This window comes from Phyllobacterium sp. SB3, from assembly GCF_040009165.1.
In the GTDB taxonomy this organism is placed as follows: Bacteria; Pseudomonadota; Alphaproteobacteria; order Rhizobiales; family Rhizobiaceae; genus Phyllobacterium.
The window spans coordinates 94,757-112,583 of record NZ_JBDYKI010000005.1; the positions used below are offsets into that span (position 1 = coordinate 94,757).

Annotated in this window: 16 protein-coding genes; 7 read left to right on the forward strand and 9 right to left on the reverse strand. The window is 53.5% G+C overall.

Going from position 1 to position 17,827, the window contains the following annotated elements; genetic code table 11:
* Positions 1-44: 44 nt before the first annotated feature.
* Positions 45-1,349 carry an O-antigen ligase gene (locus tag ABKW30_RS19255; protein WP_348600540.1) on the reverse strand — a complete coding sequence of 435 codons (1,305 nt, stop codon included), beginning with the start codon at positions 1,347-1,349 and terminating at the stop codon, positions 45-47.
* Entirely contained in the window at positions 1,318-2,313 is a 996-nt protein-coding gene (locus ABKW30_RS19260) for a glycosyltransferase (RefSeq protein ID WP_348600822.1), read from the reverse strand. The genes ABKW30_RS19255 and ABKW30_RS19260 overlap by 32 nt, the downstream gene beginning before the upstream one ends.
* Before the next feature lie 99 nt (positions 2,314-2,412).
* On the opposite strand from ABKW30_RS19260, the gene ABKW30_RS19265 reads away from it, so the two are divergent.
* From ABKW30_RS19265 to ABKW30_RS19275, 3 genes are read left to right on the forward strand one after another with little or no spacing between them, the layout of a single operon-like run.
* Positions 2,413-3,582 (forward strand): glycosyltransferase family 4 protein, encoded by a 1,170-nt coding sequence (locus tag ABKW30_RS19265; protein ID WP_348600541.1) that lies wholly within the window; start codon positions 2,413-2,415, stop codon positions 3,580-3,582.
* Positions 3,579-4,334 carry a WecB/TagA/CpsF family glycosyltransferase gene (locus tag ABKW30_RS19270; protein ID WP_348600542.1) on the forward strand — a complete coding sequence of 252 codons (756 nt, stop codon included), beginning with the start codon at positions 3,579-3,581 and terminating at the stop codon, positions 4,332-4,334. Before ABKW30_RS19265 ends, ABKW30_RS19270 begins: the two co-directional genes overlap by 4 nt.
* Entirely contained in the window at positions 4,331-5,191 is an 861-nt protein-coding gene (locus ABKW30_RS19275; protein ID WP_348600543.1) for a DUF6492 family protein, read from the forward strand. The genes ABKW30_RS19270 and ABKW30_RS19275 overlap by 4 nt, the downstream gene beginning before the upstream one ends.
* On the opposite strand, the gene ABKW30_RS19280 is transcribed toward ABKW30_RS19275, so the two are convergent.
* Positions 5,188-6,441 (reverse strand): lipopolysaccharide biosynthesis protein, encoded by a 1,254-nt coding sequence (locus tag ABKW30_RS19280; RefSeq protein ID WP_348600544.1) that lies wholly within the window; start codon positions 6,439-6,441, stop codon positions 5,188-5,190. The two genes, ABKW30_RS19275 and ABKW30_RS19280, sit on opposite strands and share 4 nt — an antisense overlap.
* A 191-nt stretch (positions 6,442-6,632) precedes the next feature.
* Here ABKW30_RS19280 and ABKW30_RS19285 point away from each other — a divergent pair, with 191 nt between their 5' ends.
* Positions 6,633-7,190 carry a type II toxin-antitoxin system RelE/ParE family toxin gene (locus tag ABKW30_RS19285; protein WP_348600545.1) on the forward strand — a complete coding sequence of 186 codons (558 nt, stop codon included), beginning with the start codon at positions 6,633-6,635 and terminating at the stop codon, positions 7,188-7,190.
* A gap of 120 nt (positions 7,191-7,310) precedes the next feature.
* Positions 7,311-9,497 carry a GumC family protein gene (locus ABKW30_RS19290; protein ID WP_348600546.1) on the forward strand — a complete coding sequence of 729 codons (2,187 nt, stop codon included), beginning with the start codon at positions 7,311-7,313 and terminating at the stop codon, positions 9,495-9,497.
* 12 nt (positions 9,498-9,509) lie between these two features.
* Here ABKW30_RS19290 and ABKW30_RS19295 read toward each other — a convergent pair whose 3' ends face one another.
* Entirely contained in the window at positions 9,510-10,763 is a 1,254-nt protein-coding gene (locus ABKW30_RS19295) for a sarcosine oxidase subunit beta family protein (RefSeq protein WP_348600547.1), read from the reverse strand.
* Positions 10,764-10,960: 197 nt separating this feature from the next.
* Between ABKW30_RS19295 and ABKW30_RS19300 the strand changes: the two genes are divergently transcribed.
* Both ABKW30_RS19300 and ABKW30_RS19305 read left to right on the forward strand, forming a co-directional pair.
* Complete coding sequence (locus ABKW30_RS19300; RefSeq protein ID WP_348600548.1) at positions 10,961-11,860, forward strand: bifunctional methylenetetrahydrofolate dehydrogenase/methenyltetrahydrofolate cyclohydrolase; 900 nt, start codon at positions 10,961-10,963, stop codon at positions 11,858-11,860.
* 38 nt (positions 11,861-11,898) lie between these two features.
* The gene (locus ABKW30_RS19305) at positions 11,899-12,861 is read left to right on the forward strand and encodes a GlxA family transcriptional regulator (RefSeq protein WP_348600549.1); all 963 of its coding nucleotides are present in this window, start codon (positions 11,899-11,901) and stop codon (positions 12,859-12,861) included.
* Here ABKW30_RS19305 and ABKW30_RS19310 read toward each other — a convergent pair.
* The 5 genes from ABKW30_RS19310 to zwf form a co-directional block, all read right to left on the reverse strand.
* Positions 12,855-13,289: a type II toxin-antitoxin system VapC family toxin gene (locus ABKW30_RS19310; protein ID WP_348600550.1), complete on the reverse strand. Its 435-nt coding sequence runs from the start codon at positions 13,287-13,289 to the stop codon at positions 12,855-12,857. The two genes, ABKW30_RS19305 and ABKW30_RS19310, sit on opposite strands and share 7 nt — an antisense overlap.
* A complete protein-coding gene (locus ABKW30_RS19315) occupies positions 13,289-13,528 on the reverse strand; it encodes a type II toxin-antitoxin system VapB family antitoxin (protein WP_348600551.1) in 240 nt (79 codons plus the stop codon). The genes ABKW30_RS19310 and ABKW30_RS19315 overlap by 1 nt, the downstream gene beginning before the upstream one ends.
* 57 nt (positions 13,529-13,585) lie before the next feature.
* A complete protein-coding gene (gene edd, locus ABKW30_RS19320) occupies positions 13,586-15,412 on the reverse strand; it encodes a phosphogluconate dehydratase (protein WP_348600552.1) in 1,827 nt (608 codons plus the stop codon).
* Between the two features lie 66 nt (positions 15,413-15,478).
* Positions 15,479-16,183, reverse strand: coding sequence for a 6-phosphogluconolactonase (gene pgl / locus ABKW30_RS19325; RefSeq protein WP_348600553.1), 705 nt, complete (start codon positions 16,181-16,183; stop codon positions 15,479-15,481).
* Positions 16,184-16,193: 10 nt separating this feature from the next.
* Positions 16,194-17,666: a glucose-6-phosphate dehydrogenase gene (gene zwf, locus ABKW30_RS19330; RefSeq protein WP_348600554.1), complete on the reverse strand. Its 1,473-nt coding sequence runs from the start codon at positions 17,664-17,666 to the stop codon at positions 16,194-16,196.
* Positions 17,667-17,827: the final 161 nt, after the last annotated feature.

The following is a 17,827-nucleotide window of genomic DNA, read 5'->3' on the forward strand; positions in this document are numbered from 1 at the left end:
TTTGATCCGGTCGCAAGCGCCGGGTCAACAGTCTTCAATCAAAATCAGGTGCGTGAGGGCAGTGGAATCCGTGCTGTCATGCGCAGGCCAAAACACGCCATGACCACCAGCAACCAGACCGGATCGGCCCGGCGAAAGAAGAAGCTTTCAAGAAACGCGTTCATCAGCGAGAAAGTCAGGCACATCATGAAGAAGTCGGAGAGGTAGATATTCTCACGTTTTCTCAATGTTCGGACATAGTCCACAAGCGGCAGCAATACGAGGACGATTATCGCGCAGACCAGTGCGGGGACACCCATTGCAATGGCAATATCGAGATAACCATTATGAGCATGCACGATACCGCGCACGTCCCAATCAAGATAATATGGTGTTTCCGCCTGCCGCACGACTGGTGCTTCCCAGAAACTTTCGAGACCATAACCGCGCCACGGCGTCTCACTGAGCTTCTCAAGCCCGAATTGCCAGATTGATGTACGCCCGGTGAAGGTCGCATCGGCACCCATTTGCAGCAATAGGTCGTGTGTAGGAGGAAAAAACAGCGTTCCAATGGTGAAAAAGAAAAATCCGGCAAGTGCCGCCGCAATGAGCAGGGCAGTCAATATCCGTAACCCGAACAGGCCGGGCAGCATGACAAGCAGAATGACCATTGGAACGAGTGCCGTCGAGGTCTTCGACCCGGTATGAGCAACGAACAACAATGCGAATGCAAGAATAGCAATGCCGCTGTTTCGCCAGCCACGCCGGATGAGATAAATGCCGCCAAACGAAAATGCAGCCATCACTGGCCCGGCAACATTCTTATGGGCGAAAATGCCCCGCCACAGTCCGGCATGTTCTGATTCAATTTCACTGGCGGTGTGCTTGGCCAGATCGGGGAAGATGACGAGGCCTATGTAGGAAAGGGCAAGAACGGCTGTCGCGGCAATGACCAGCGCCAGCGAAAATCCGTCCATGTCAGGTGGTAGCGAAAGAACCGCTATGACACAAAGGACGCCAATCACCGTAAAAATCACAGCGCGTTGTGCAGCGCCGGGATCAACGGCGACCATGGTAGAGAGAAACAGGAAGCCGAACATGACGATCCACATAGGGCTTAATAGCGCCCAGAGACGTTGCGGATTGGCGAACAGGATCATTGCAAGGATCGAGATGCCTCCCAATGCTCCGAATCCAAGCTGATTAACGACGTCGCCGCCGCCGCCCGCTATGGCAGTGCTTGCCGGCTGGAAAGGCCGGAATGAAACGAGCAGGATGCATAGGATAAGCGCGGCGAGCAGACTCGCCGCCAGTCGTGTCGGAATCACCAAAGAGGTATCAGTTCTTTTCAGGTTGCCGATATTGCTCATTCGAATATCCGAATTCTGCCAAAACGCGGCCAAGCCCAATGTAAATCTGATAAACGCCGATGGACAGAGAACCCGTTTGCACCGTCTTCATCACTGCACGAAATGGCGAAACAGCGAGAAGAGCCAAGCTCTTCAAAACCGTCTTCAATTTACCGAAAGGCTCATTGGCGCGTTTGCGTTTTTCAATAAGGCTTGAAATAACGCCGTTACGCAAAGCCCTTGCTCTGATCCAGTTGGCTTCGACGCGCCGCGCAGGGACGGTCTCGTACACCGGCGCTTCCGCGCACCAAGCGATTTTAAAGCCCTTTACCACGCTGCGACTGATGAAATCTGAATCGCCGCCGCCCATGAAGTTGAAAGTGAGGTCGAGAAAAGGGAAAGGCATTGCCTCAAGCACATTGCGCCCAACCAGCAGGTTCCCCGATGAGTAGATGATTGGCACACGTCCGGTAGTGTCATAATGCGGGCTGAACACAGGGTGACTGGCCCATATCTGATGTTCCGGCTTCGCGAACATCGGGATTTGAGGGCCGCCAACAAAATCGACGCTGTATAGCTCACGTGTCTTGCAGAGATTCTCAAGCCAATGCGGGTCCGCGATCTCATCATCGTCGATCACCACCAATGATTTGAAGTTCGGAAATATTTGGAGCGCTGTCTGCCACCCTGCATTGTAAGCATTACAATTGCCGCGATCATGGGCAATGATCAGCAAACCACGATATTCACCGCTTTCGAACAATGGCGCGGCAGCCGCTGCACCTTCGCGCTTCTCAGCCTCGTTCTCCATGACGATGATCGCAAAAGCCCGATCTGTGATCTGTGCTTTCAGCGAAGTCAGGGTCTTCAGCAGATGATCGGGCCGCTTGAATGTTGGCAGCGTGACAACAACCTCGACCGCTTCCGGCGATAGGCCGGGCGACTGTGTAACGATGGTTATGTTGTCGTGGCCGCTTAATTTCATCACAGAACTATTTATCCGTTAATTACTATAAGAAGATATAGAGGACACTTGTTCAATATTTCATTACGTTTGGGACAGAAAACCCGATAATGAGTCTGCATGCACATAGTTTTTGTCACCTCTATCGTCCCCGACGGTAAACCGGCCACTGGATACGAGATCGCCAACAAGGCAATTATCGATGGGCTGAGGCGTGCTGGTGTGAAAGTCACTGTAATAGGCTTTGTCTGGCCCGGAAGCGCACCTCTCGACCCGGAGAATACCATCCTTTTAGGTGAGGTCGACGTCCGCAACGACACGGCAAGTTTCAGTCAGAAACTGCGTTGGCTGGGTAAAGCCGTGCTCGCTGGCTTGACCGTATCTTCAGTCAAGTTGCGCATTATCACCAAAGAAAAATTCAAGGAAGCACTGGCTTCGGCTGAGCCGTTTGATGCCTATGTGCTGAATGGCGTTGCTCTCGCAGGTGCTTTCGAGGATTGCTTTACGGGTAAGCCGCAAATATTCATCGCACATAATGTCGAGCACCGCTCGGCACGCGAAAATGCCGATGCAGCTACAAGTATTGTGCAGAAATATCTGTTCAGTCGTGAGTCCCGGCTTTTGGCCGGATTGGAAAAGCGCCTGTGCGACAGCGCATCATTTGTCTTTACCTTGGCCGACGAAGACATCACGGCGTTGCAACTTGAGACAACCGGACGTGCAACAGCCCTACCGCTGGTGACAGAAGCAGACACCACCAAAATGTCAGATCGCAAGATTGAACGTGATCTCGGATTGATCGGCACATGGACATGGCAACCCAATCGGATCGGCCTGGAATGGTTTTTGCGCGAGGTTGCACCGCACCTCGACAAGGATATTGGCATAACGGTTGCAGGTAGTACTCCAGCCGATCTTAAAGCTGCATGGCCAAAGGTCAATTTTGCGGGACGCGTGCCGGATGCAACGGATTTCGTTCGCAGTTGTGCGGTGATCCCGCTCATCAGCCGCGCGGGGACCGGCGTGCAGTTAAAGACAATCGAAACTTTCGAACTTGGCCTGCCAAGTGTTGCAACGGCGCTTTCCGTGCGCGGTATTGCCGATGTGCCGGATAATTGCGTTGTGGCGGATGATCCGGTTGCCTTCGCCAAAGCTGTCAATCAAATGGTTGATAGAGTTCGGGGTGGTGAGGATATGACCCGCTCCGGTGAGGCCTTCCGGGCGGCACAGCGTGCGCGGTTTGATCGCCAGATCAAACTTGGCCTCGACCGGGTTCAGACGGGGAAATGAGCGAAACCGCCCCGCTCATCCGCCGCTCCATTCTCGGCGTTCCTGTCGTTGCTCTGCCATGGCAGGATGCCATTGATCTGATGCGCAATCGTATTTCAGACAAGAAATTCACACTGGTCACCTGGCTTAATGCCCATAACGCAAATGTTGCCCAGACGGACGCCGGGTTTCGCAAAGCGCTGGAAAGTTTTCTGGTTCTTCCCGATGGTATCGGTGTCGATATCGCTTCAAAAATTCTGCATGGCTCGTCGTTTCCAGCCAATTTGAACGGTACGGATTTCACCCCCGCCATATTGCAAGCCGAAACCAATCCGCTGCGTGTCGGGCTTATTGGTGCGAAACCGGATGTCGTTCAAAAAGCAGCAGACAGGTTCAAGGAAATTGCTCCACAGCATGACATTCGCGTGATTAGCGACGGGTTTTTTAGTGCGAACAATGAGTCGGATGTTCTGCAATCATTGAAAGACTTCGCTCCTCACATCCTTCTTGTGGCGATGGGCGTTCCGCGTCAGGAAATGTTCATGGCGCAAAGGCTTTCGCCAGAGCACTGCACGCTTGCCTTTGGCGTTGGTGCATTGTTTGATTTCATGGCTGGTGTCGTGCCGCGCGCGCCACCTCTTGTCCAAAAACTACGCTTTGAATGGCTTTATCGTCTGGCTCAGGAGCCGGCACGTTTATGGCGGCGCTATATTGTAGGCAACCCGCTTTTTCTGTTACGCGTTATGCGAGCAAAATTGAGGGGTCGCAATTGAAGAATGCATTGGTCACAGCAAGTTATGCGCCGGATTTTCGGCGCTGCCAATTGCTGTGCGAGACCATTGACCGTTTTGTGACGGGCTATACCAAGCATTACATTCTTGTCGAACATCGCGATGTTGCCTTGTTTAAACAACTCGAAACGTCCAATCGCATCGTTATTGACGAAAGTGATCTGTTGCCGGGTTGGATAAGGCCATTTCCAGACCCGACGAATTTCGGTCGCCGGCGTATCTGGCTGTCGCCAAGAACCATGCCACTACGCGGCTGGCACATGCAGCAGTTCCGGCGTATCGCAATCGCCAAACATACGGACGACGATGCACTTATCTACATCGATTCCGATGTGACTTTTCTCAAGCCATTCGATTGCTCGCAATTCTGGCATGAAGAAGAAATGCGTCTGTTTCGCCGCGATGGCGACCTCCTGCGACCGGTTCCCGGTGATCAACTCATCTGGTCGGGAAACGCCGGAAATCTGCTCGGGATTACTCCAGTCAATCCTGCCGGGCACGATTACATCGGAACGTTGATTGCCTGGCGGCGCGATTCCGTAATTGGCATGTGTGATCTCATAGAAAAGCGTAGTGGCAGGCATTGGGTGGCTGCCATCGGCCGCACACGCAAGTTTTCAGAATGCATGATTTATGGCCGCTATGTAGATGAAGTATTGAAGGTCAAAGGCCATTATCATGATGGCAGGGAGTTCTGCCGAATCCATTGGTCAGCACCTGCACCGACCGATGCCGAATTGGTAAAGTTCGTTGAGGAAATGGCGCCTTATCAGGTTGCCATTGGCATCCAGTCATTTCTCGGTGACGGCACGGATCGTATACGCAAGCTGTTCTTCTAAACCCGGCGTGCTGGTTTTTTGATAGCTCTGTAGGTGAGTAGCGTAGAAGCAAAGTAGATGACAGCAAACATGGCGTTCAGCCAGATCAGCCAGTCATTTACCTCCAGAAATGTCACCAATAGCCAGGATAACAGCCCGGCTTTTATAATTCCGAGCACTGCAAGATTGATAGCCCGTAAACCAGACTGACCGCGCGCGTACAAAATTTCGGCTTGATATTCGATGAGATTGCGCAAGCCGGGCACAAGTAAAACCAGCGGCAGAAGGGCAACGACAGATGCAACATTGTCGCCCAACGCTCGCGGAAAAATATGCAGGAAGAGCGCAAGCGCTGCCAGCCCCAAAGTAGACACAAGAAATACACCGAATTCCAGCCCGCCCCGGATCTTCATCGATTTCAGCATGTCTGGCGTGCGCATGAGCTTTTGTACAAGCATCATGTTAAACGAACGCACGGGCAGGGCGGTCAGATCGACGAGACGCATGATGATTGCATAAACGCCCGCCGTCTGTGGTCCACCGACAGCCAGTACCAGCAGTTTGTCCATTTCAGACTGAACGTAGAAAAGTACTTCTGCTCCGGTGACTGCAAACGAGTCGCTGAGCCTGCGGCGGTAGAGTTTTGGCACCAGCCGCAACCGCACTCTTGGATAGAAAAAAAGTACTGCGATGATCAAGGCAAAGCCATTCGCGCCTGCATACCACCAGCTCCAGATGGCAAGATTGGTAACGCTGGAAAAGGCGAACAGAACAGCTGCCGCAGCCCTTAAAGCAGTACCGATAGTGACGAGCAGTGCTGCACGACCAAAACGGTTCAGCCCGTTGTTGACGACGACCACTACTTCAAGCGAGCGCCATAGCAAGGCTTCGGCGGCCACGATTACCGCAAAAATTCCAAGGGGCAGGTCAGCGCCGAAGAATACAAGATGAGCTAGGTAAGCTGCCAGCAGGAATACCGGCAGGGATATAACAACAGCGGCGAGAAACCCGCCGGTATATGCGCCGATAAGTTGTGGCTTGACTGTGGAGATACGATAAAGCGGCGAGACAAAACCGAATGATACAAGCCGCGAAAGTACGACACCTGTGGCAGATGCGGTGGCGAATAGTCCAAACTCTGCAATCGTCAGCGTGTTTGCCAGCGCTACGAAATAGGCGAGCGATATAACCAGCCGCCCCGCCGATCCGCTGATCACCGAGAAATAGTCGCGGATGAGCCCCGCATTGGCTTTGATGTGCCGAACGACCAATTTCATATCCTGCGTAAAAACGTTCGCATCATCTATCGTAAAAGGTTTAACGGCTGGTATTGTACTGGTTGTAAATGCTCATTTGTCATTTTAACTTCCTATTTTTCTCGGCTGCATATTCTCAAATTATATCATATAGGCTATATTTAATGAATTGGACTGTGGAAGTACTAAGCTCGGCGGAAGCGGAGTTGGACGCATTGCCACCCGGTTTGCAGGCGCGGTTAATCCGCCTGATGGAAATGGTCGAAAGCATTGGGCTCGATAGTATGCGAGAGCCACATGTGAAACATATTGATGGAAAATTGTGGGAGCTTCGCGCCAAGGCAGCGGAAGGAATAGCTCGGGGTCTGTATATAGCTGTCGCGGGAAGACGAGTTGTGATTTTACATGTGTTCGTAAAAAAAAACGCAGCGGACACCACGAAGTGCTCTGGCTCTAGCCTATCAACGGATGAAGCAGGTGGAAATATGAAAACTCTCGGGGAACTGAAGAAGAAATATGTAAAAGATCCCGAATTTCGCAAACATTATAAGCAGGCAGATCGGGAATATGCAGTGATAGAGCTGCTTATCCGTACGCGAACCCAAGCAAAACTATCGCAAGCCGAACTTGCCAAACGGATGGCTACCACGCAGTCTGCGATTGCAAGATTGGAGGGAGGCAAAGTTTCCCCTTCAATTGCAACATTGCGACGATATGCTGAAGCTACGGGATATGAATTGCGTGTCGATATGACTCCCCTATAAGCTTGGAGTCGTCATGATCATTAACGATTTATTTTCCATAGAAGTTTAATCTGGATTAACCGTGGATGTCGCATCCGCGATTGATCGCATTTGAGTCGGGATGTTGGAGTTCAGTTGCGGATGACTAGTCGTGAAAACGAGACGGTAAAGCGGCGCTCGCTTCTCTCGTTTGCCAGCGAGCAGGGCCCGGAGGCGCAGACAACGCCTGTCGAGCCGACTTCGTCGGTTCGCAACGAGACCAACCTCGACCATTATCACAGAATGCGCACTTTGCGTCTCGCTGCGGAAACGGACGTTTTACCTCCGCCGGTTGATACCTCTGAAGATCTCGGCGATGAGGAGGCACAGCAGGACGCTATAAACCGTATGCGTGCGGACATGGCTGCGATCAAGGCAGAGCTTAATCGCCGTGTCGATGCCGCCGAGAGTGAAGTCCGCATGCCCGCCGCTGCCTATGAAGATCTGTTGCCGAAAGACGAACCTGCCCCTGCAGCCTCCATCCCCATAATCGCCGAGCCCTTACCCCCAGAGCCAGTGATGTTCGAGAAACCAGTATCGGCTCCTTTACGGCGGCCACAACCAGTTCGGGCAGAGCCTCAAAAAACTACCTATCAGGACGATGAGTGGAGGCCATTGGTCGATCCACGTATTGTCATCAACAGGGTTGGCCGTTCCAAGTCGTTGATTGTCGCAACAACAATTATCGGAACATTGCTGGGCGTTGGTTATGCGATGACGCTGCCGAAGCTTTATTCATCAACAGTTGAGGTGCTGGTTGATCCACGCGACCTGAAGATTGTCGACAAGGAAATATCATCGAACCAGTTGCCTCTGGATGCCTCGCTTGCCGTCGCTGAAAGTCAGCTGCGTATTATCCAGTCAAGCAGTGTACTAACCAAGGTCATTGACAGGGCCGGGCTTGCCCAAGATCCGGAATTCAATGGCGATCTGAAGGAACGCGGATTCATTGCTACCATACGCGAGCTGTTTTCGACCGATAGCACTCCCGATGCGACGACACGCGAAACATTGCTCCTGCGCAATCTGTACGAGCATCTCAATGTCGAGCGCAGTACGAAGAATTACATCTTCAACATCACCGTGGATTCGCGCGATCCTGAGAAATCCGCGCTTATTGCCAATACTGTGTCAGATGTCTTCCGCGAGGAGCAGAACAATATTCAATCGGATACTGCACGACGCGCGACCGAGGCGCTGACGGGTCGGTTGAATGATCTGCGTGCCGGTGTCGAAGAGGCCGAAAATGCCGTGCAGAAATTCAAAGCGGAGAATGATCTCGTCGATGTGCAAGGCCGGCTTATCAGTGATGATGAAATCTCGCGTACCAATGACGAACTGACCGCAGCACGCAACCAGACAATCCGGCTGAATTCGCAGGCGGCATCTATCCGCAGCACATCTGTCGATGGTGTACTCGGCAATACATTGCCGGAAGAGTTTCGCTCTGGCGTCATAGTGGCGCTTCGCTCTCAGTATGGCGCTTTGAAACAGCAAGCCGATGGCTTGGCTACCAAACTGGGACCCCGCCACCCGCAGCTTATTCAGGCGCAGTCGCAGGTTAGCGGCATTCGCACTGAAATCCGTAACGAGTTGCAGCGGATTGCTTCCTCGGTGCAGACGGAACTCAAGCGTTCCCAGCAGCAGGAACAGGAATTGACTGCCCGGTTAAACCAGTTGAAAGCCCGGACGGCTTCAAACAATGAAGACATGGTCAAGCTGCGCGAACTGGACCGCGAAGTTGCGGCCAAGCGCGAAGTTTACGAGGCTTTTCTTCTGCGAGCCAAGGAAACGGGCGAGCTTGAAAGCGTAAACACCGCCAATATTCGTGTGATATCGCCAGCGCGACCAGCGCTTGAAAGTAGTGGCGGATCGCGCAAGATGGTTGCCATTGCAGGGCTGTTGGGCGGCCTTTTTGCCGGTCTTGGCATAGCCGTCCTGCTTGGCATGATAGAGAGTTTCCGTGCGGGAAACCGTAGCGAAACTTCGCCTACGGACCCGTCTCCTGAAAGTAATGGAAAGCGGACAACTCCGGTTGCCAATGATACGCCTTCGCCAGAGAAATCTCGCCTTCGCGCCGCGATCCAGCGTGCGCAAAACCGCAATGCTTCTGCGGCGCTCGATGAAATTGCGGAAGACGAAGCGGCTGTTGCAGAGTTTCTCTATGCCTATGCCGACGCTCATCTTGCACCGCGCCAGCACGATAATTCCAACATAGAAGATATGCTGGCGGACATCGCGGTCTTGCGGGAAATACTGCGCGAAGAGGCTGAGCGGCAAACTGCCTGACCGCTTCCGGCTCTAATGCAGTCTCGGCGTCGGGCCTTGCCCTTTATCGTCTATGACATAGCCGCGATAGAAGCGATCAAGCGTAAACGGTACGGATAATGGGTGTGGTTCATTCTTTGCAATTGTCCAAGCAAAGCATTTGCCGGAAATAGGCGTTGCCTTGAACCCGCCATAGCACCAGCCGGTATTCAAATACATGCCTGGCAATGGCCCCGTTGTTATGATGGGCGAACCATCCATGCTCATATCCATGATCCCGCCCCACGAACGGAGTAGTTTGACCCGAGCAAGGGCCGGGATAAGCGCAACGAATTCGCTCATCACATCTTCGACGACTGGAAGATTGCCACGTTGCGCATAGGAGTTGTAACCGTCAATATCGCCACCGAAGACCAGACCACCCTTGTCGGATTGACTGAAATAAAGGTGCCCGCCACCGAAGGTGGCAACCGTATCGACGACGGGTTTCAGTGCTTCCGATACGAAGGCCTGCAACACATGTGATTCCAGCGGCAGCCGGTCGATACCGGCCCTGCGCATCAGTTCGCTGGTGTTACCTGCTACGGCACAGCCAACCTTCTTGGCATTGATCGGACCCCGCGTTGTCATGACGCCGGTAACAGTGTCGCCGTCTTTCAGAAAGCTCGTTACCTCACAGTTTTCGATGATATCAACGCCAAGCTGGTCGGCAGCACGCGCATAGGCCCAGACGACTGCATCGTGGCGGGCAGTACCTGCGCTACGTTGCATCAACCCGCCAATAATGGGGAAACGCGCAGAATTGCTGATATCAAGACCGGGTATCAATTTCTTGATCTGGGCCGGGTTCATCAATTCCGCATCAATACCATTCAACCGCATCTGGTTGCCGCGTCTTGCATATACATCCAGTTGCGGCAGGCTATGGGCGAGGTTGACGACCCCACGCTGTGAAAACATCACATTGTAATTGAGATCATGAGACATGGTTTCCCACAACTTCATCGATGCTTCGTAGAAATGCTGGTTCTCGGAAAGAAGATAGTTGGAACGTATCGCGGTGGTATTGCGGCCGATATTGCCTGAGCCGAGCCAGCCTTTTTCCACGACAGCGATGTTGCGAATGCCATGTTCCTTGGCGAGATAGTAGGCTGTTGCAAGTCCGTGGCCACCACCAATGATGACCACATCATAGGCAGGCTTCGGATCAGGTTTGCGCCAGGCGGGTTTCCAGTCCTTGTTGCCATTGAGGGCATTCTTGAGAAGGCTGAAGGCTGAATAGCGCATTTGGATTCCCGGATTCGAATTTTCAGTAGATCATGCTTGGATTCATCCCTTTAGCCAAGCCCTGCTGCGTATCATCGCATTGCGGTTCTGCATCGCTTTCGCTATTGCGTCAGGGAACGCCGTTCTGACGGTATTGTTCGGGCGCAAAATCAAGAGAATGGCGCTCAATCCGCGAAGTACAGTTCCAGGAGCAGCACATGGCAGTGACGATCAATGGCAGGGAAATTGCCGAGGACGTGGTATCGAAGGTCAAGCTATTTGCTGCCGAACTGATCAAGGATAGTGGGATAACGCCGGGTATTGCGGTTGTGATTGTCGGCGAAGATCCTGCAAGTCAGGTCTATGTTGCATCGAAGGGTCGCAAGGCGCGCGAGTGCGGATTTCACTCCGAACAGCATACATTATCGGCCGAAACCTCCGAGGAAGATCTCGTGGCACTGGTGGAGAAGCTCAATGCCGATCCGCAGATACATGGCATTCTCGTACAACTTCCTTTGCCAAAACACATAGATTCCGGCCGGATCATCCAGACGATTTCGCCTGATAAGGATGTGGACGGATTTAATTTCATCAATGTCGGAAAACTTGGCACGGGTGAAATTGGCACGGCTTTCGTCCCTTGTACGCCAACCGGCGTGATGCTGCTGATAGAGCGCATCAATGGCAGAGACCTGTCAGGATTGAATGCGGTTGTTATCGGGCGGTCGAACATTGTGGGTAAGCCCATCTTCAATCTCCTGTTGGCGCATAACGCGACAGTGACCATAGCTCACAGCAAGACGCAGGATTTGGCCAGCATTTGCCGGACTGCAGACATTCTGGTCGCAGCTGTAGGCCGATCGCAAATGGTCAAAGCCGATTGGGTGAAACCGGGCGCAACCGTCATAGACGTTGGCGTGAATCGTATTCCGGCACCGGAGAGAGGTGAAGGAAAGACGCGGCTTACCGGCGACGTCGATTTTGAAGGCGTATCGGAAGTTGCAGGCGCAATCACACCCGTTCCGGGCGGTGTCGGCCCAATGACAATTGCCATGCTGATGGTAGCGACGCTTGTTGCTGCCTATCGCTCAGTGGGCAAAAATCCGCCACGTTTCTGATCAGTTTGCTCAAATAGGGAATCCCGTTACAACAGCGCATGGCCGAAGCACTCAAGGTCGGCAGAACCTTTGCCTTTCTGCTCGTTGACAAATTTCCGATGTTCAGCCTTGCCGCTGCCATCGATACAATGCGCACGGCCAATCGCATGTCCGAGGAGCTATTTTATTCGTGGATAACGGTTTCGGCGACCGGGGCTGCAGTGACGGCATCAAACGGTCTGCAGATCAACGTGGAATATGCACTCGCCGATCTTCCGGCTGCCGATATCTTCTTTATTTGTGCAGGATTGACCACCGAATTCGACGATAAACCGAAAGTTATTGCAACTCTTCGCAATCTCGGGCGGCGCGGAGCATCGCTTGGAGGGCTGAATATCGGCAGCTATATTCTGGCCGAAGCGGGTCAGTTGGAGGGGCATCGCTGCACGATCCATTGGGAAAATCGCGCCGGTTTTCAGGAGCGGTTTCCCCAGATCGAATGCACAGGCAATGTCTTCGAGATTGATCGCAAACGCTACACCTGCGCAGGCGGCACAACCTCTATTGATCTCATGCTTGAAATCATAAAGCAGGATTTCAGTCCGACGCTTGCCAACGAAGTGGCGAACCAGTTCCATCATGAACGCATCCGTTCACAGACGGATCGCCAGCGCATCGGGCCGGAACGTGACCTCACGGGCAAGTCAGAAAAACTGCGCAAGATCGTTGAACTTATGGCTGATAATCTTGAGCAGCCTAAATCGGCTGTACGTCTGGCCAAGGCGGTTGGATTATCCGTGCGACAGGTGGAACGGTTATTCCTGCGCCATCTCAATATGACACCCGGCCGTTATTACATGAGCCTGCGCCTTGAGCGTGCACGCGAACTTTTGCGCCAGACCCATTCGCCAATTTTGGACGTGGCGCTGGCGACCGGTTTCACATCGCATTCCTATTTCGCGCAGAGCTACCGCGCTCAATTCGGGCGCTCACCTTCCGACGAACGCCGCACCAATTATTGATTTTTCGCAACGCCAATGGTCTCGAGATCGGTGAGCGTAAAACCAGCATCTTTGGTCAAAATTGGTGCGCGATGGGATTTCGCTGTGGCATAGTGGAAGCAATCAGCTAGATTGAGCGAACTGTTTCTATCGTTGATGGGGTAGCGATGCCGTCCGTATTGATCAAACGCCTCCAATGCTCGGGGTAAGTCGTCATTAGTTACGGGCAACGTTTGTATTTTGGTAAGGGCAAGAAACTTGCTGACCCTAGCCTGTGAGTCGGTCATGGATATCCCCGTCTTTTTTAAAAGTGCGACGGTAGTTTCCCATACGGCAATGACCGACGTAATCAGTTTTTCTGATTTTGTACTGTCAAGCTTTGCAACAAAATCTGTATATCCAGGTTCTTTGGTCAAGATAGCGACCATGACCGAGGCATCCACGAACATCAGTAATCGCCACTTAGTTCGTCAAAAAATGCTTTGTCTAGTTTGACGCCAGTGTCGGGATAGGCTGCAATTTCATCAAGCAATGGCTGCAGACGTTTTAGCAAAGGAGTTTCTTTTTCCGTTCTGAGCAACTCTTTTTCCAGAGCGATCTTCACCGCCTCGGTCTTGCTAATATGTTTGCGAGCCGCGAGCTTTGTCGCGAGCTGATTGACTTCCTCATTGCGAATGTTGAGTGGCATAGCGATTCCTCGTGTGTAGACATAATATAGTAGTGTCTACACATTCATGCAATGCTACTAAAGTCCAAACACCGAAGCGCCTGCGTCTGCACGTCCAACAACATTGCGGAACGATGCGAACAACTCACGTCCCATGCCGTATCCATTATGGCTCATATCGCCTACCGCAGCGGGGCGTGCTGCCAGAACTGCCGGGTCTTCAAGCACATCCAGCGTTCCGATCTCTGCGTCCAACCTTACAATGTCGCCATCGCGGATTTTGCCGATGATTCCGCCGTCCAGCGCTTCCGGTGTCACGTGAATTGCCGCCGGCACCTTGCCGGATGCGCCCGACATGCGACCATCGGTTACAAGCGCAACCATATGGCCACGATCCTGTAAAACGCCGAGCGCAGGGGTTAGCTTGTGCAATTCGGGCATACCGTTGGCACGCGGCCCTTGAAAGCGGACGATTGCCACGAAATCGCGGTTGAGTTGTCCAGCCTTGAAGGCATCCTGCAATGCCGCCTGACTGTCAAACACCAGAGCAGGCGCTTCAATAATGTGGCGGTCAGCCTTTACAGCTGAAGTCTTGATCACGGCTGTGCCGAGATTGCCTTTGAGCATCTTGAGGCCGCCAGTCACCTGAAATGGCGCTGCACAGGTCGAGAGGACTTTCTTGTCGGCGCTCTCGGCGGGAGTAGGGGCGCGGACAACGGTACCATTCTCGCCAAGCTTGGGTTCGATTGTATAAGCGCGCAATCCATCGCTGCCGCCCCAGACCGTCTTGACGTCTTCGTGCAAAAGCCCACCATCCAGCAATTCGCGGATGATGTAACCCATGCCGCCTGCCGCATGGAAATGGTTCACGTCCGCGAGGCCGTTCGGATATACGCGGGCAAGCAGTGGCACCACATCGGAAAGGTCGGAAATATCCTGCCATGTCAGCTTGATGCCCGCTGCTGCCGCCATCGCCACAAGATGCATCGTGTGATTGGTGGAGCCGCCGGTTGCATGCAGGCCGACCACACCATTGACGATCGTACGCTCGTCGATCATTTCGCCGACAGGCGTGAATTCATTGCCGAGCGCCGTTATCGCCAGCGCACGCCTTGCGGCTTCGCGGGTCATTGCATCGCGCAAGGGAGTGCCCGGATTGATGAACGATGAACCCGGCATATGCAGGCCCATGATCTCCATCAGCATCTGGTTGGAATTGGCCGTGCCGTAGAAGGTGCAGGTGCCGGGTCCGTGATAGGATTTCGACTCCGATTCCAGCAGCTCCTCACGTCCGACTTTACCTTCCGCATAAAGCTGGCGGGTCTTGGCTTTCTCATCATTCGGGAGACCTGTGGTCATTGGGCCAGCGGGAATGAACACGGCTGGCAGATGACCAAAGGTCAGCGCGCCGATGACCAGACCCGGCACGATCTTGTCGCAAACACCAAGATAGACCGCAGAGTCGAACATATCATGCGAAAGTCCTATGGCGGTTGCCATTGCTATAACGTCGCGTGAAAACAGCGATAGTTCCATACCGGGCTGGCCTTGTGTCACGCCATCGCACATGGCTGGCACACCGCCTGCAACCTGCGCAACGCCGCCCGCTTCCTTCACCGCCTGTTTGATCAGGTTCGGATAGGTTTCGAAAGGCTGATGTGCGGAAAGCATGTCGTTATAGGAAGTGATGATGCCAACGTTTGGCACGACATCACCTGCCAGCGCTTCCTTGTCAGAAGGGCTGCAAGCTGCAAAACCATGCGCAAGGTTGGCGCAGGCGAGTGCGGAGCGCTTCGGCTTGCGCGAGGCGGCCTCACGCAGATGATCGAGATACACATCGCGCGTCGGCTTTGACTGTTCGCGGATGCGATTTGTAATGCTTTTCACCCGTTGCATGACGGTCATGTGTTCTCTCCTTGTAGCGCTTGCCGGGGAGTTTGGGAGCCTCCCGGCGATCACGCATCCGGACGCTTACGGCGCCCAGAAAATCTCAAGATCGATCGGCTCATAGCGCAGCACGGCACGGATTGGCATATCTTCGATCCTGCCATCGCCGAGCGCTGATTCCAGTGTTGTCATCTTGCCTGCGCCTTCGATATGCAGCGCAACAAAACCGGCTCTCACAATGACCGGCAATGTCAGTGTCAATCGCGGCTCGCCTGCATTTTCTGCCGACATCGGCAAAACCAATGCCTTCTGCTCTTTGAAAATTGCTTCTTTCAAATTGTCGCCGCCCGGGAAGAACGATGCCGTGTGTCCATCGCCGCCCATGCCGAGAACAACCACATCGAAGGGCTGTCCGAGCTTGGCGATTTCCTTCGCGGCAATTTCTGCCCCTTCGTTGGCATCGCCAGCTTCATGATAGAGACCGACAAAATTAGCCCCTGCCGCCGCATTCTGCAGCAAGGCTTCGCGTACCAGACGCTCATTAGAGCGCTCGCTGGTGGGCGGAACAAATCTCTCGTCCACCAGCGTTATCATAATCTTTTCCCAGGGCAGATTTTTGGCCGACAATGCATTGAAAAAGCGGGCAGGGGTCGTGCCGCCTGAAACCGCCAACACAGCCTTTCCGTTGGCCGCGCAGCCAGCCGCAAGGCGGTCCGCAACAGCAGTAGACAACGCCTCGGCTAATGTCTCTCCATTGTCGAAACGGTTTAGTCTTTGATCTGTCACCATGGGATCATGCCTATTCCGGCTCGTGCCATGTGCGGCCATCACGCTCAATAAGTGCGATGGCAGATGACGGCCCCCATGTTCCGGCAGTATAGCCGGAAGGTGCCTGTTCGGTCTCCGCCCACGCTTTCAGGATCGGATCGACCCAGCGCCATGCCGCTACCACTTCGTCGCGCCGCATGAACAATGTCTGGTTGCCGCGAACCACATCCATCAGCAGGCGTTCATAGGCGTCAGGGCTGCGAACTTTGAACGATTCGGCAAAGCTCATATCCAGCGGAACGTGACGCAGGCGCATGCCGCCCGGACCCGGGTCCTTGATCATCATCCACTGCTTGACGCCCTCATCCGGTTGCAGGCGGATAACCAACTGGTTGGCAACCACGCGTCCAGCCGTCTCACCGAAGATGGAGTGGGGGATAGGCTTGAATGAAACAACAATTTCAGATGCGCGTGCACCAAGGCGCTTACCAGTGCGCAGATAGAATGGCACGCCTGCCCAGCGCCAGTTGGCAATCTCCGCCTTGATTGCGACGAATGTTTCGGTGTTGCTTGGCGTGCCGAGTTCATCCAGATAGCCCTTCACGGCACCGCCTGATGATGCTCCGGCGCGGTACTGGCCACGAACGGTAAGTTCATCGGCATTCTGCGACGTGATGGGGCTGAGCGAACGCAGCACTTTCAGCTTTTCATCACGCACTGCATCGGCATCCATCGATGCCGGCGGCTCCATTGCCACAAGGCATAGTAGCTGCATAATGTGGTTCTGCACCATGTCGCGCAGCGCGCCCGCCTTATCGTAGTATCCGGCGCGGCCTTCAAGCCCCACCTGTTCGGCAACTGTGATCTGCACGTGATCGATATGCGCCGAATTCCACAGCGGCTCATAGAAGGCGTTGGCAAAGCGCAGCGCCATGAGGTTCTGCACAGTTTCCTTGCCGAGATAGTGATCAATTCGGAAAATTTGCTGTTCATTGAACACATGGCCGATTGTATCGTTGAGAGCGATAGCACTGTCCAGATCGCGGCCAATCGGCTTTTCAACGATAATGCGCGTGTGATCGGTAACGAGCTTGTAGCTTTTCAAACGGCTGGCGATATCGCCGAAAAGGGAGGGGCTGACTGCGAGGTAAAAGGCGCGAATACGCTTGTGGTCGGTGCCGATCTCGGTCTTGAGTTCTTCCCAGCCGGTTTCTGATGTCGCATCGACAGCTACATAGGACAGGCGTTCCAGAAACTGCTCGACCTGCTTCTTGTCATACTCATCGGCCTTGACGAATTCCTTGATCGCGCTTGCCGCAAACTTTCGGTAGTCTTCATTTGACATTGCCGAACGGGATGCACCGATGATGCGGGTAGGTTCGGAAAGCTGGCCATCGCGCTGACGCTGATAAAGTGCCGGGATCAGCTTGCGTTCGGCAAGATCGCCGGTACCGCCAAAAACAATACAATCAAATGGTTCAACCGGGATAATCTGACTTGTCATGGGATCGAGTCTCACTATGCCTAATTGCCGGAAGGGAGATTTCACGGCGCATGGTTTCTATAATCTAATCGATTTAAAATGACCAGTCCTGAAGTGCAAACTGCGTCAAATTGCATTTCCAATCCGCTGAAGTTCCGTTACGACTACACCGAACGGGAAAC

Bases quoted from the DNA above. Each gene is read 5' to 3' on its own strand.
- ABKW30_RS19265 (WP_348600541.1), top strand. From the start codon at position 2,413: ATGCACATAGTTTTTGTCACCTCTATCGTCCCCGACGGTAAACCGGCC.
- ABKW30_RS19305 (WP_348600549.1), top strand. From the start codon at position 11,899: ATGGCCGAAGCACTCAAGGTCGGCAGAACCTTTGCCTTTCTGCTCGTT.
- ABKW30_RS19260 (WP_348600822.1), bottom strand. From the start codon at position 2,313: ATGAAATTAAGCGGCCACGACAACATAACCATCGTTACACAGTCGCCC.
- ABKW30_RS19295 (WP_348600547.1), bottom strand. From the start codon at position 10,763: ATGCGCTATTCAGCCTTCAGCCTTCTCAAGAATGCCCTCAATGGCAAC.
- edd (WP_348600552.1), bottom strand. From the start codon at position 15,412: ATGACCGTCATGCAACGGGTGAAAAGCATTACAAATCGCATCCGCGAA.
- ABKW30_RS19270 (WP_348600542.1), top strand. From the start codon at position 3,579: ATGAGCGAAACCGCCCCGCTCATCCGCCGCTCCATTCTCGGCGTTCCT.
- ABKW30_RS19255 (WP_348600540.1), bottom strand. From the start codon at position 1,349: ATGAGCAATATCGGCAACCTGAAAAGAACTGATACCTCTTTGGTGATT.
- ABKW30_RS19290 (WP_348600546.1), top strand. From the start codon at position 7,311: ATGACTAGTCGTGAAAACGAGACGGTAAAGCGGCGCTCGCTTCTCTCG.
- zwf (WP_348600554.1), bottom strand. From the start codon at position 17,666: ATGACAAGTCAGATTATCCCGGTTGAACCATTTGATTGTATTGTTTTT.
- ABKW30_RS19315 (WP_348600551.1), bottom strand. From the start codon at position 13,528: ATGCCACTCAACATTCGCAATGAGGAAGTCAATCAGCTCGCGACAAAG.
- ABKW30_RS19300 (WP_348600548.1), top strand. From the start codon at position 10,961: ATGGCAGTGACGATCAATGGCAGGGAAATTGCCGAGGACGTGGTATCG.
- pgl (WP_348600553.1), bottom strand. From the start codon at position 16,183: ATGGTGACAGATCAAAGACTAAACCGTTTCGACAATGGAGAGACATTA.
- ABKW30_RS19310 (WP_348600550.1), bottom strand. From the start codon at position 13,289: ATGTTCGTGGATGCCTCGGTCATGGTCGCTATCTTGACCAAAGAACCT.